Source organism: Actinoplanes sp. L3-i22, from assembly GCF_019704555.1.
In the GTDB taxonomy this organism is placed as follows: Bacteria; Actinomycetota; Actinomycetes; order Mycobacteriales; family Micromonosporaceae; genus Actinoplanes.
In genome coordinates this window covers 9,395,037-9,406,945 of record NZ_AP024745.1, presented here as the reverse complement: position 1 = coordinate 9,406,945, position 11,909 = coordinate 9,395,037, and the positions used below count along the sequence as shown (strand labels likewise).

Sequence of the window (11,909 nt, the reverse complement as noted above, 5' to 3'; positions counted from 1 at the left end):
CATGCCAAGGAGGCTCAGCATGGGCGAGACGATCGAGGCGGCCGCTCAGCGCATCACCGCGGCCGGGTGGTCGGCGCCGCGGACGGCGCGGGACCCGGTGAACCGGCCGGCGATCCGGGACTGGCTGGCCGCGATCGGCGACACCAGCCCGGTCTGGGAGCGCGACGGCGTGGCCCCGCCCGCCATGGCGCAGGTGTGGACGATGCGCGGGCTGCGCCCGGCGGCCGAGGACCGCGACGACCCGTTGCGCGGGATGTCGGCGGTGCTGGACGAGGACGGCTACACGTCGGTGGTGGCGACCGACTGTGCCCAGACATACCACCGCTACCTGCGCGAAGGGGAGGCGCTGGCGGTCCGCAGCCGGCTCACCGGCGTGGCCGGGCCGAAGCGGACCGCGCTGGGCGAGGGCTGGTTCGTCACCACCGAGAGCGTCTGGGAGGTTTCCGGCGAGCCGGTGGCCCGGATGAGCTTCCGGGTGCTGAAGTTCCGGCCCGGCGCCGTGGCGCCGGTGCGATCCGAGCCGATCCGGCCGGTGCACGGCCCGGACTCGGCCTTCTTCTGGGCCGGGGTCGAGGCCGGTGAGCTGCGGATCCAGCGCTGCGGGGAGTGCGGCGCGCTGCGCCATCCACCCGGTCCGGGATGCCCGGTCTGCGGCGCGTTCAAGCCTGGGCACGTGGTGGCGGCCGGCACCGGGAGCATCCACAGCTACGTCGTGCACCACCACCCGCCGCTGCCGGGACGCCGGTCGCCGGTGACGGTCGCGCTGGTCGACCTGGACGAGGGGGTACGGATGGTGGGCGAGCTGCGCGGCATGCGCCCGAGCATCGGCGCGCGGGTTCAGGCCGGGTTCGACGGCGGGCTGCCGGTGTGGCGGCCGGTGGGGGTCGAGCTGCCGTCGTGGGAGCTCGCGGTGACCCCGACCGTGATCATCAGCAGCGCGCTGGCCACCCGGGATTTCCAGGACGTGCACCACGATCGGGACGCGGCGGTGCGGCGCGGCAGCCGGGACATCTTCCTCAACATCCTGGCCACGACCGGGCTCGTGCAGCGGTACGTGACCGATTGGGCTGGCCCGGAGGTGGTGCTGCGCGGCATCGAGATCCGGCTCGGGACGCCGTGCTACGCGTACGACACGCTGACCTTCAGCGGGCACGCGCACGGTGACGAGGTGGCGGTCGCCGGGCGTACGGCGGCCGGCGAGCACGTCTCCGGCGTCGTCCGGGTCGCGTCGTGATCGCCCGGACCGCGGCGATCGCGGGCATCGGGGCCACCGAGTTCTCCAAGGACTCCGGGCGCAGCGAGCTGCGGCTCGCGGTCGAGGCCGTCCGGGCGGCGCTCGACGACGCCGGCCTGCGCCCGTCCGACGTGGACGGCCTGACCACGTTCAGCATGGACGACAACGCCGAGATCGCGGTGGCCCGGGAGATCGGCGCCGGCGAGCTCACCTTCCTGAGCCGCATCGGGTACGGCGGCGGCGCGGCCTGTGCGGTCGTGCAGCAGGCGGTGCTCGCGGTGACGGCCGGCATCGCCGGGACGGTGGTCTGCTACCGCGCGCTCAACGAGCGGTCCGGCCGCCGTTTCGGGCAGGCGACCGCGCCGCCCGGGATCGACGCGACCTGGCACTACCCGATGGGCCTGGCCACACCGGCGGCCCAGGTGGCGATGGTGGCCCGGCGGTACATGCACGACCACGGGGTGACCACCGACGACTTCGGCCAGGTCACCGTGGCGGCCCGGCGGCACGCGGCGACGAACCCGGCCGCGTGGTTCTTCGGGCGGCCGATCACGCTCGACGACCATCGGGCGTCCCGCTGGATCGCCGAGCCGCTACGGCTGCTCGACTGCTGCCAGGAGAGCGACGGCGCGGTGGCGCTCGTGGTGACGTCCGCGGAGCGGGCCGGTGACCTGCGCTGCCGGCCGGCCGTGGTGTGCGCGGCCGCTCAGGGCAGCGGGCCGGATCAGTTCGTGATGACCAGTTACTACCGCGACGAGCTGGCGTCGCTGCCGGAGATGAACGTGGTGGCCCGGCAACTCTGGGGACAGTCCGGATTCGGGCCCGCGGACGTGCGGGCGGCCGTGCTGTACGACCATTTCACGCCGTACGTGCTGATGCAGTTGGAAGCTCTCGGGTTCTGCGGCCGTGGCGAGGGGCGGCATGTGATCGCGGAGGGGCGGCTGCCGGTCAACCCGCACGGCGGCCAGCTCGGGGAGGCCTACATCCACGGCATGAACGGGATCGCGGAGGCGGTGCGGCAGGTCCGGGGCACGGCCGTCAACCAGGTGCCGGGCGACGGGCCGGTGCTGGTCACGGCGGGCACCGGGGTGCCCACGAGCGGTCTGATCCTCGACGCGCTCCGCTGAGCCGTCGGTGCTGTCCCAGCTCAGCTCACGGCCGGGCAGTTCGGCGCCGACCGCGATGTCCGGATCGATCGGCATCAGCTGCCTCCGGCCACGTCGAGGGCGGCGAGATAACCGAAGGTCATGGCCGGCCCGAGCGTCGCGCCCGCGCCCGCATAGCTGCGGCCCATCACCGTGGCACTGGCGTTGCCCGCCGCGTACAGGCCGGGGACGATCGTGTTGTCGGGTCGCAGCACCCGGGCCCGCTCGTCGGTGCGCAGCCCGCCCTTGGTGCCCAGGTCGCCGGGGACCATCCGGAACGCGTAGAACGGCGGCCGGGCCACCGCGCCCAGGCACGGGTTGGGCCGCTGCCGCGGATCGCCGTAGTAGCGGTCGTATGCCGAGTCCCCGCGCCCGAAGTCGTCGTCGTGCCCGTGCGCCGCGAACTCGTTGAATCGCCCGACCGTGCGCCGCAGGTCCGGTGCGGGCACGCCGATCCGCGCGGCCAGCTCGTCCAGGGTGTCCGCCCGCTGCGCGACCCCGGCCGCGAACCACCGGCGTGGCAGTGGCGCGCGCGGGCCGCGTCCCGCGAACAGGTAGCGGTCCCGGTACGTCCGGTCGGCGATCAGCCAGGCCGGCAGCCGCACGCCGGGGGCGAGCATCGCGTGCACGGCGTCCACGTACGGTGCGGCCTCGTTGACGAACCGCCGCCCGCTGCCGTCGACCATCAGGCAGCCGGGCTGGTTGCGTTCGGCGAGGCAGAAGTACGGCCCGCCGGTGAGCGGGATCGACGGTCCCCACCAGGCTTCGTCCATCAGGTCGAGCGCCGCGCCGAGCCGCTCACCGGCCTCGATCCCGTCCCCGGTGTTGCCGCTCGCCCCGACCGTCCAGTCCACCCCGATGTCCTGGTATCTCCGCCGCATCGGCTCGTTGTGCTCGAACCCGCCACTGGCCAGCAGGACGCCCCGCCGGGCGCGGAACGTACGCGAACCCGACCGCACCCCGTCCACCAGCAGCTCGGTCATCGGCGTGCCCAGCAGGACCGGCACCCCGGCCGTCCGCAACCCGGCTCGCAACCCGGCCGCCAGGGCCTGCCCCATGGTCAGCTTTCGGCGCCGGGTCAGCCGGGCGGCCAGCCCCCGCAGACCGAGTCGTGCCGCGGTGCCGATCGCCCGGGGATGCCGGGTCCCCAGTGCCAGCCACCGATAGTCCACCTGGGTGACCGCGACCCCGTCCGGCGCGGCCCGGTAGGGCGCGGCCAGCGTCGCCAGGTCTTCTCCGGCCAGGCGGGCGTCCAGCGGTCGCGGCTCGATGCTGCGGCCGAGCGCCCGTCCACCGGGCGCCTCCGGGTAGTAGTCCGGGTAGCCGGGCACCCAGGCGAAGTCGAGCGGGGTGTGCGCCCGGACGAACGCCAGCATCTCCGGCGCGGCGGTCAGGAACGCGTGCTGCCGCGCCGGCGCCACGTCCGGCCCGGCGACGTGAGCCAGGTACGCCCGGGCGTCCTCGGCGGTGTCGCGCACCCCGTCCCGCCGCAGCACCTCGTTGCCCGGCAGCCACAGCCCACCGCCGGAACGCGCGGTAGAACCGCCATACGTTTCGGCCTTCTCCAGCACGATCGCGCGCAGCCCGTGATGCGCTGCGGTCAGTGCCGCGACCAGGCCAGCACCGCCGCTGCCGACCACGACCAGGTCGAACTGCTCTTCCGTCACCACCACTAGAACAGGTTATAGTTATCGAGCATCGAGCACCACTGATCGGAGGCGCGGTGACCGAGACGGCGGACGTCGTGGTGGTCGGCTTCGGCGCGGCGGGAGCGTGCGCCGCCATCGAGGCCGCCGACGCCGGCGCCCGGGTGCTGGTGCTCGACCGGTTCGGTGGGGGCGGGGCGACCGCGATCTCCGGCGGGGTCGTCTACGCCGGTGGCGGCACCCGGCAGCAGCAGGCCGCCGGAGTCGCCGACACGCCCCAGGAGATGGCCGACTACCTGCGTGAAGAGGTCGGTGACACGGTCAGCGCCGAGACGTTGCGGAGGTTCTGCGAGCAGAGCGCCGGGATGCTCGACTGGCTGGCCGGGCTCGGCGTGCCGTTCGACGCGCGGATCTGCCCGTACAAGACGTCGTACCCGACCGACCGCCACTACCTGTACTTCTCCGGCAGCGAGCAGGCGTTCGGCCAGAAGGCGCCGCGTGGTCACCGGGTGCTCGCGCGGGGGACGAGCGGCCGGACGCTCTATGCCCGGCTGGCCGCCGCCGCGCGCGACCGTGGCGTGACGATCCTTCCGCGGACCCGCGCCGAGCGGCTGATCACCGACGCGGACGGGCGGGTGACCGGGGTCGAGTGCCGGACCCTGCCCGGATGGGCGCGACCGTTGCACCGGGCACTGCACCGGCTGTCCGTCCAGCCCGGCCTCTACCTGCCCGGGCTGGGCCGTGCACTGCATCGGCCGGTGGCCTGGCTGGAGAAGAGCTACGGACGCCCGCTGCGGATCGACGCCGGCCGGGTCGTCCTGTGCGCCGGGGGGTACGTGTTCAACCGCGACATGATGCGCGAGCACGCGCCCGGCTACCGGGGCGGGCTGCGGCTGGGCACACCCGGCGACGACGGCTCGGGCATCCGGCTCGGGGTCGCGGCCGGCGGCTCCACCGCACACCTCGGCCGGGTCAGCGTCTGGCGGTTCGTGAGCCCGCCCTCGGCCATGCTCGACGGCCTGCTGGTCGACCGGGACGGCCGGCGGGCCGGCGACCTGAACCGGTACGGCGCGGCGGTCGGCGAGGCGATCCTGCGCGCGCCGGGCGGCCGGGCCTGGCTGCTGCTCGACGCCGCCACGCTGGCCCGGTGCCGCCGTCAGCTCTGGTCGCAGACGTTGTGGTTCCAGCGGTGGCAGGCGTTGTGGCTGCTCACGTTCGGGCGGGTCACCGGGCCGACGGTGGAGGCGGTGGCCCGGCGGGCCGGTGTCGACCCGGCCGGGCTGGTCGCGACCGCCGGCGCGACGGTGGGGCCACCGCCGTACACCATGATCGATGTCTCGGTCCGGAACCGGACCGCCTACCCGGCGCCGATGCTCACCCTCGGGGGTCTGCGGGTCGACGAGGGGACCGGGCAGGTGGTGGGCGTGCCCGGCCTGTACGCCGCCGGGCGCACCGCGGTCGGCATCTGTTCCCGCCGCTACGTGAGCGGGCTGTCGCTGGCCGACTGCGTCTTCTCCGGGCGCCGGGCCGGCCGGGCGGCCGCCGCCGCTGTCTTCGCCGAGCGCCGGTCCGGCCGCGGGGCCACCGGCCAGGATCTGGGAGGTCCCCATGCTGACCGAGCCTGATCGGCTCGCGCTCGCCGACCGGCTGCGCGTCGCCGAGCGCGACCGCAAACCGGTCCGGCCGCTGACCGCCGAGTGGCCGGACCTGACCGCCGCCGACGCGTACGCCATCCAACTCGCCAACATCCGGCGCCGGGACGCCGCCGTGGTCGGCCACAAGGTCGGCCTGTCGTCGAAGGCGATGCAGCAGATGATGGGCGTCGACGAGCCGGACTACGGGCACCTGATGGCCGACATGCGGCTGTCCGGGGACGATCCGGTCGACGCGGCCCGCTACTGCTACCCGCGGGTCGAGATCGAGGTGGCCTTCCTGCTCGGCGCGGACCTGCCCGGCGAGGAGTGCACGGAAGCGGACGTGCTGGCGGCGACCGAGGCCTTCGCGCCGTCGATCGAGCTGATCGACAGCCGGATCGAGGACTGGAACATCAGCCTGGCCGACACGATCGCGGACAACGCGTCGTCGGCCGGGTTCGTGATCGGCGCGGGCCGGGTGCCACCTGGCGCGATCGACATCCGGGGGATCGACGCGGTGCTGGTCAAGAACGGCGAGCCGGTCGTGCGGGGGCGTTCCGACGCGGTGCTGGGCGACCCGGTGACCGCGGTGGCCTGGCTGGCCCGCACGGTCGCCGGCTTCGGCGTGCGACTGCGGGCCGGCCATCTGATCATGCCCGGGGCGTGCGCCCGCGCGGTCGACGCGCACGCCGGCGACGAATTCCACGCGGTCTTCACCGGCCTCGGCGAAGTGAGGTTGTCCCTGTGCTGACGGCAGCCATCGTGGGGTCCGGCAACATCGGGACCGACCTGCTCCACAAACTGCTGCGTTCGGCGTCGATCGAGCCGCGCTGGATGGCCGGCATCGACCCGGACAGCCCCGGGCTGCGCCGCGCCGCCGACCTCGGCCTCGCGGTCAGCGCGACGGGCGCGGACTGGCTGCTCGCCCAGGACCCGCTGCCCGACCTGGTCTTCGAGGCCACCTCGGCGGCGATCCACCGGGCCTGCGCGCCGCGCTACGCCGCGGCCGGGATCCGCGCCATCGACCTCACCCCGGCGGCGGTCGGCCCACTCGTGGTGCCCGAGGTCAACCTGCGCGAACACCTCGGCGCGCCCAACCTCAACCTGATCACCTGCGGCGGTCAGGCGACGATCCCGATGGTGTACGCGGTGTCGCGGCGCACCCCGGTGAGCTACGCCGAGATCGTCGCGACGGTCGCCTCCCGCTCGGCCGGGCCGGGGACGCGGGCCAACATCGACGAGTTCACCCGGACGACCGGCCGCGCCCTGGAGAAGGTCGGCGGCGCGGCCCGGGGCAAGGCGATCGTGGTGCTCAATCCGGCCGATCCGCCGCTGGTCATGCGGGACACGGTGTTCTGCGCGATCGGCCCCGACGCGGATGTCGACGCCGTCGCCGCGTCCATCAAAGACATGGCCGCCGCGGTGGCTCAATATGTCCCCGGCTATCGCCTGCTCAGCGAGCCGCAGTTCGATGCCGGACGAGTGGCGATCTTTCTGGAGATTTCCGGTGCGGGTGACTTCCTGCCTAAATATGCGGGCAATTTGGACGTCATGACGGCGGCCGCGACGCGCGTGGGAGAGGAGCTGGCGGCATGATCCGGATTACCGACTCCACACTACGAGACGGCTCGCACGCCAAACGTCACCAGTTCACCACCGGCGAAGTAGAAAAAGTCGTAGCAGCCCTGGACGCAGCCGGTGTGCCGGTGATCGAGGTGACCCACGGCGACGGTTTGGGCGGGTCATCCTTCACTTACGGCCTTTCGAGGACGCCGGAGCAAGAGTTGATCAAGGCGGCCGTCTCCACCGCTCGAAACGCCAGGATCGCCTTCCTGATGTTGCCCGGGATCGGGTTGTTCGACGACATCCGGGCGGCCGCCGGCAACGGCGCCACAGTGTGCCGGATCGCCAGCCACTGCACCGAGGCCGACATCACCGAGCAGCACTTCGGGCTGGCCCGCGAGCTCGGCCTGGAGACCGTCGGCTTCCTGATGATGGCCCACTCCCAGCCGCCCGAGGTGCTCGCCGCGCAGGCCCGGATCATGGCCGACGCCGGCTGCCAGTGCGTCTACGTCGTCGACTCGGCCGGCGCGCTCGTGCTCGACCAGGTCGGTGACCGGGTCGCCGCGCTGGTGGCCGAGCTCGGCGACGACGCCCAGGTGGGCTTCCACGGGCACGAGAACCTGGGGCTCGGCGTGGCGAACTCGATCCTCGCGGTGCGGGCCGGGGCGAAGCAGATCGACGGCAGCACCCGCCGGTTCGGGGCCGGCGCCGGCAACACCCCGGTGGAGGCGTTCGTCGGCGTCTGCGACAAGCTCGGCATCCGGACCGGCGTGGACTTCTTCGCCATCGTCGACGCCGCCGAGGACGTGGTGCGCCCGGTCATGCCGGACGAGTGCAAGCTCGACCGGCTCGCCCTGATCATGGGCTACGCCGGGGTCTACTCCAGCTTCCTCACCCACGCCTACGCGCTCGCCGAGCGCTATCGGGTCTCCGGCGCGGAGATCCTGGTGCGGGCCGGCGAGCGGCGCCTGGTCGGCGGCCAGGAGGACCAGTTGATCGACATCGCGGTCCACCTGGCCGCCGAGGGCAGGTCTTAGTTCATCGTGGCGCCGATCGTGCTGCTACCCGTGGTCAGGAAGGTGGTGGCGGGCAGCGTGCCGCTCGAACTGCGCGCGTTGTAGCAGGTGGTGGCGTCTGTCGAGACGAACGACGGGGTGCTGATCCCGCTGTCCCAGTTGTTGCCGGCCGAGGTCACCGACGAGCCCTTCGAGACCGTGCCGCTGCCGTTGCCGACTGCCAGGTTCTTGCCGAGCTTGGCCGAGCTGGTGGCGAAGTAGTAACCCCAACTGCCGTTCTTGTACGCGGTCGTCCGGTTGATCACGATCGCACCCTTGTTGGAGTTCTCGGTGAAGCCGTTGCCGGCGTTGTCCCAGGCCGCCGAGTTGTTCACGACGTGCGCCACGGTCTCGCCGTCACCGCCGAGCTTGTAGCCGTTGCCGTCCCCGGCGAACGCCGAGTCGCTCCAGCGGTTCTTGCCGTTGCCGAACGACCAGGTGTGCTCGACGGTCACCGGCGAGGAGAACGACCAGAAGTCGATGCCGTCGTCCGAGTTGTTGTAGAGCCGGGCCCCGGTGACCAGGTTCCCGGTGCCGGACCCGAACTTGATCGCCACCCCGTCGGCGTTCTCCCCGTGCTCGGCGGCGTCGTAGTTGCCGTACGAGTCGATGTTCTTGACCGTGTTGTTCGAGGTCCCGTCGCCGGTCAGGGTGAAACCGGAGTCCCCGCCGTTGATGGTCTTGATGTTGTTCCAGTTGGTGCCGATGCAGGACTGGCAGACCACCGCGCTGTCCGGGGAGTTCTGGAACGTGATGTTCGAGACGTTCCAGTAGTCGGCGGTGAGCTTGAAGATCCAGGAACCGCTGGGGAGGCTGGTTCCACTGATCTTGACGACCTCCGAGCCGTACGCGGTTAGCGTGATCGGCGAGCCGGAGGTGCCGTTGTTCGTCGACTGCAGGGTCGCGGTCGGGTAGTAGGTGCCGGCGCGGACCTGGATGACGGTGCCGGCGGTGGCGTTCTTGATCGCGCTGGTCAGGTCGGTCACGTTGCTGACCACGACTGTCGCGGCGAACGCCGGGGCGGCGAGCAGGCCGAGGGCGACCGTGGCGACGGCCGCCGAGGCAAGCGCTTTCCTGGTGATGGATCGCATGAGCGCAGTTTCCTTTCGGAAGGGGATGTACTGCGATTCATGCGATAGAAACATGGAAGACTCTCAATTGAAAGCTTCCAAATCCCCGGACTCACTGATAGGTGATCGTCACGTTCTCGCTGCGCGCCACGGATTGGCAGGCCAGCACGTATCCCTCGGCGAAATCCTCCGCTTCGAGGATCTCGTTGTTGATCATCTCGACCTTGCCGGCGAGCAGCCGGCACGCGCACGCCCCGCAGTGCCCCTGCCGGCACGAGAACGGCGGGTTCAGGCCGGCCTCGATCACCACGTCGAGCATCCGCTTGCCGGCCGGCCACGGCAGCCGGTGCGTCCGCCCGTCCAGCTCCACCTCGAGCGTCGCGTCCGCGGTCATCACCTGTTCCACCGTGAACCGTTCGACCCGCACGCGATCCTGCGGCACTCCCGCTCGCTGCAGCGCGTCACGGGCGATCCCGACGAAAACCTCAGGGCCGCAGACGTACGACGTCAGCCCGCGCTCGCCGGCGATCAGAGCCGCCAGCGCGTCCGGACCGGGGGCGCCGCGCTCGCTGTCCAGCCAGTGTGTGACGGTCAGCCGGTCGCCGTGCCGCCGGACCAGTTCGGCCAGCTCGGCGCCGAAGATGACCGAGGGCTCGTCCCGGTTCGCGTAGACCAGGTGCAGCCGCCCGCGCCCGCGCGCCAGCACCGACTTGATGATCGCCATCACCGGCGTGATCCCGCTGCCCCCGGCGAGCAGCAGCAGGTCGTCGTCGAGCGAACCGGGGATGAACTCGCCGGCCGGCGGCAGCAACTCCAGCGTGCCACCCGCGCGGACGTGATCGCAGAGCCAGTTCGAGACCTGCCCGTCGCGTACCCGTTTGATCGTGATCTTGAGGTTTTCGTCGGTGTGCGGAGAGCTGGACAGCGAGTAGCACCGCGCCACCGCGCCACCGTCCTGCGGCACCAGCACCGTCAGGTACTGCCCGGGGAGGTAGGCGAACTCCGCGGCCAGCTCCGGTGGCACGGCCAGCACCAGCGAGTGCGCGTCGGCGGTCTCCGTGATCACCTCGGCGACGCGCAGCCGGTGGGACATCAGGGCACGTCCAGGAGCCCGGCGCGGACCGCCTGATCGATGCTGGCGCGTAGGCCGGGGCAGGTGGGCACGAGCGCGCCGAGCTCGGTCGGGCACTGCCGGGCGGCCTCGGTGGTCCACTGCACGCTGGTCTGCCGCAGGCTCGACTTGCGCACCAGGACCACCGCGGCGCAGCTGCGGCAACCCAGCTCCGCGTAGCCGCCGCGCAGGTACTCCTGCCGCTCGGTGAGCGTGTCGGCCCGGGTCATGACGCGGTTCCGGCCTGCTGCCCGAGGTTCGCCTCCACCTCGGCGGTCCAGGTCTCGACGGCCCGGGTGGTGTCGACCTCGAACTCGTAGCGGGCCACCATGTCCTCGGTGACGTCCTCGACGTCCACGTAGAACTGCTCGTACCACCGGCGCAGCTGGTAGACCGGGCCGTCCTCGGCGCAGAGCAGCGGGTTGTCGATCCGGCTCTTGTGCTTCCAGATCTCCACGTCCTGCTCGAAGCCGATCCCGATGCTCTTGGCGAACTTCAGCGCCGCCTTCGCCGCCTGCTCGTTGGTGAGCCCGGGCAGCCGTTTGACGATCACGCCCCACTGCAGCACGAACGAGTCGGGCGAGACCGGGTAGTGGCAGTTGATCAGCACCGACTCGACGTTGATCCCGCGATAGTTGTTGTAGAGGTAGTCGATCATGTACGACGGCCCGTGGTACGCCGCCTCCGAGCGCAGCGTCGCGTCGCCGGACTGCTTCGCCGTGATCGGCACGTCCGGCCGTGGCCGGGTCTCCAGGAACTGCGCCGCCACCTGGCCTTCGAGGACGTTCTTGAAGAACGTCGGGAAGGCGAAGTGGATGTAGAAGAAGTGCGCCATGTCGACCACGTTGTCGATCACCTCGCGGCAGTTGGCGCCGTCGATCCGGATCGAGTCCCAGGTCCAGCTGCTCCACTCGTCGGAGAAGGCGCCCTCGATCCGCGGGATGGTGACCTCCGGCGGGGGCGGCGCGCCCTGCGGGTCGTTCCAGACGAACAACTGCCGGTTCTGCTCCATGGCGTGCCAGGAGCGGGTGCGGGCGCGCAGCGGGACCCGGTGCGCGTAGGGCACCGCGGCGCAGCGCCCGTCGCCGCGCCAGCGCCAGTCGTGGAACGGGCACGCGATCTCGTCGCCCTTGACCGTGCCCATCGTCAGGTCGCCGCCCATGTGCCGGCAGTACCCGTCGAGCACGTGCAGGGCGCCGGCCGAGTCGGCGAAAACCACCAGCCTGGTGCCGAACGCCTCGATCGCGTGCGGCCGGCCGTCCCGGAAGGAGTCGGCCAGGCCCAGGCAGTGCCAGCCGCGGGCGAACCTGATCGGCAGGACCCCGGTGTCGATCGTGCGTGGTGTTCCGCCGTCGGTCATGTCGCTCCCCGAATCCCTTCGGTAGCCCAGCAAGTAGAACGTGTTCTAGTATAAGGACCGTTCCGTTGGTCAGCCAAGCAGATCCGAGGTG

Annotated in this window: 11 protein-coding genes and 1 pseudogene; 7 read left to right on the top strand and 5 right to left on the bottom strand. The window is 71.8% G+C overall.

Annotated features, from left to right (window positions below; all coding sequences use genetic code 11):
* Positions 1 to 19: 19 nt before the first annotated feature.
* From L3i22_RS41910 to L3i22_RS41905, 3 genes and pseudogenes are all read left to right on the top strand, one after another.
* Positions 20 to 883 (top strand): annotated as a pseudogene (locus tag L3i22_RS41910) (bifunctional MaoC family dehydratase N-terminal/OB-fold nucleic acid binding domain-containing protein); the annotation flags it as partial.
* A complete protein-coding gene (locus L3i22_RS54085; protein ID WP_255658762.1) occupies positions 866 to 1,234 on the top strand; it encodes a MaoC/PaaZ C-terminal domain-containing protein in 369 nt (122 codons plus the stop codon). The pseudogene L3i22_RS41910 and the gene L3i22_RS54085, both read left to right, overlap by 18 nt.
* A complete protein-coding gene (locus L3i22_RS41905; RefSeq protein WP_221322986.1) occupies positions 1,231 to 2,361 on the top strand; it encodes a lipid-transfer protein in 1,131 nt (376 codons plus the stop codon). Before L3i22_RS54085 ends, L3i22_RS41905 begins: the two co-directional genes overlap by 4 nt.
* A 74-nt stretch (positions 2,362 to 2,435) precedes the next feature.
* On the opposite strand, the gene kstD is transcribed toward L3i22_RS41905, so the two are convergent.
* A complete protein-coding gene (gene kstD / locus L3i22_RS41900; RefSeq protein WP_221322985.1) occupies positions 2,436 to 4,052 on the bottom strand; it encodes a 3-oxosteroid 1-dehydrogenase in 1,617 nt (538 codons plus the stop codon).
* Positions 4,053 to 4,102: 50 nt separating this feature from the next.
* On the opposite strand from kstD, the gene L3i22_RS41895 reads away from it, so the two are divergent.
* From L3i22_RS41895 to dmpG, 4 genes are read left to right on the top strand one after another with little or no spacing between them, the layout of a single operon-like run.
* Positions 4,103 to 5,650, top strand: a complete 1,548-nt coding sequence (locus tag L3i22_RS41895) for an FAD-binding protein (RefSeq protein WP_255657569.1) — start codon at positions 4,103 to 4,105, stop codon at positions 5,648 to 5,650.
* Positions 5,634 to 6,410: a 2-keto-4-pentenoate hydratase gene (locus L3i22_RS41890; RefSeq protein WP_221322984.1), complete on the top strand. Its 777-nt coding sequence runs from the start codon at positions 5,634 to 5,636 to the stop codon at positions 6,408 to 6,410. Before L3i22_RS41895 ends, L3i22_RS41890 begins: the two co-directional genes overlap by 17 nt.
* Positions 6,404 to 7,255: an acetaldehyde dehydrogenase (acetylating) gene (locus L3i22_RS41885; protein WP_221322983.1), complete on the top strand. Its 852-nt coding sequence runs from the start codon at positions 6,404 to 6,406 to the stop codon at positions 7,253 to 7,255. Before L3i22_RS41890 ends, L3i22_RS41885 begins: the two co-directional genes overlap by 7 nt.
* Complete coding sequence (gene dmpG / locus L3i22_RS41880; protein WP_221322982.1) at positions 7,252 to 8,259, top strand: 4-hydroxy-2-oxovalerate aldolase; 1,008 nt, start codon at positions 7,252 to 7,254, stop codon at positions 8,257 to 8,259. The genes L3i22_RS41885 and dmpG overlap by 4 nt, the downstream gene beginning before the upstream one ends.
* Here dmpG and L3i22_RS41875 read toward each other — a convergent pair.
* The 4 genes from L3i22_RS41875 to L3i22_RS41860 all read right to left on the bottom strand — a co-directional run bounded on the left by L3i22_RS41875 (position 8,256) and on the right by L3i22_RS41860 (position 11,818).
* Entirely contained in the window at positions 8,256 to 9,368 is a 1,113-nt protein-coding gene (locus tag L3i22_RS41875; RefSeq protein ID WP_221322981.1) for a chondroitinase-B domain-containing protein, read from the bottom strand. The two genes, dmpG and L3i22_RS41875, sit on opposite strands and share 4 nt — an antisense overlap.
* A 91-nt stretch (positions 9,369 to 9,459) precedes the next feature.
* Entirely contained in the window at positions 9,460 to 10,440 is a 981-nt protein-coding gene (locus L3i22_RS41870; protein ID WP_221322980.1) for a ferredoxin--NADP reductase, read from the bottom strand.
* On the bottom strand, positions 10,440 to 10,688 hold the full coding sequence (locus L3i22_RS41865) for a hypothetical protein (RefSeq protein ID WP_221322979.1): 249 nt from the start codon (positions 10,686 to 10,688) through the stop codon (positions 10,440 to 10,442). The genes L3i22_RS41870 and L3i22_RS41865 overlap by 1 nt, the downstream gene beginning before the upstream one ends.
* Complete coding sequence (locus L3i22_RS41860) at positions 10,685 to 11,818, bottom strand: Rieske 2Fe-2S domain-containing protein (RefSeq protein WP_221322978.1); 1,134 nt, start codon at positions 11,816 to 11,818, stop codon at positions 10,685 to 10,687. The genes L3i22_RS41865 and L3i22_RS41860 overlap by 4 nt, the downstream gene beginning before the upstream one ends.
* Positions 11,819 to 11,909 lie beyond the last annotated feature (91 nt).

Bases quoted from the DNA above. Each gene is read 5' to 3' on its own strand.
- L3i22_RS41890 (WP_221322984.1), top strand. From the start codon at position 5,634: ATGCTGACCGAGCCTGATCGGCTCGCGCTCGCCGACCGGCTGCGCGTC.
- dmpG (WP_221322982.1), top strand. From the start codon at position 7,252: ATGATCCGGATTACCGACTCCACACTACGAGACGGCTCGCACGCCAAA.
- L3i22_RS41875 (WP_221322981.1), bottom strand. From the start codon at position 9,368: ATGCGATCCATCACCAGGAAAGCGCTTGCCTCGGCGGCCGTCGCCACG.
- L3i22_RS41870 (WP_221322980.1), bottom strand. From the start codon at position 10,440: ATGTCCCACCGGCTGCGCGTCGCCGAGGTGATCACGGAGACCGCCGAC.
- L3i22_RS41865 (WP_221322979.1), bottom strand. From the start codon at position 10,688: ATGACCCGGGCCGACACGCTCACCGAGCGGCAGGAGTACCTGCGCGGC.
- L3i22_RS41860 (WP_221322978.1), bottom strand. From the start codon at position 11,818: ATGACCGACGGCGGAACACCACGCACGATCGACACCGGGGTCCTGCCG.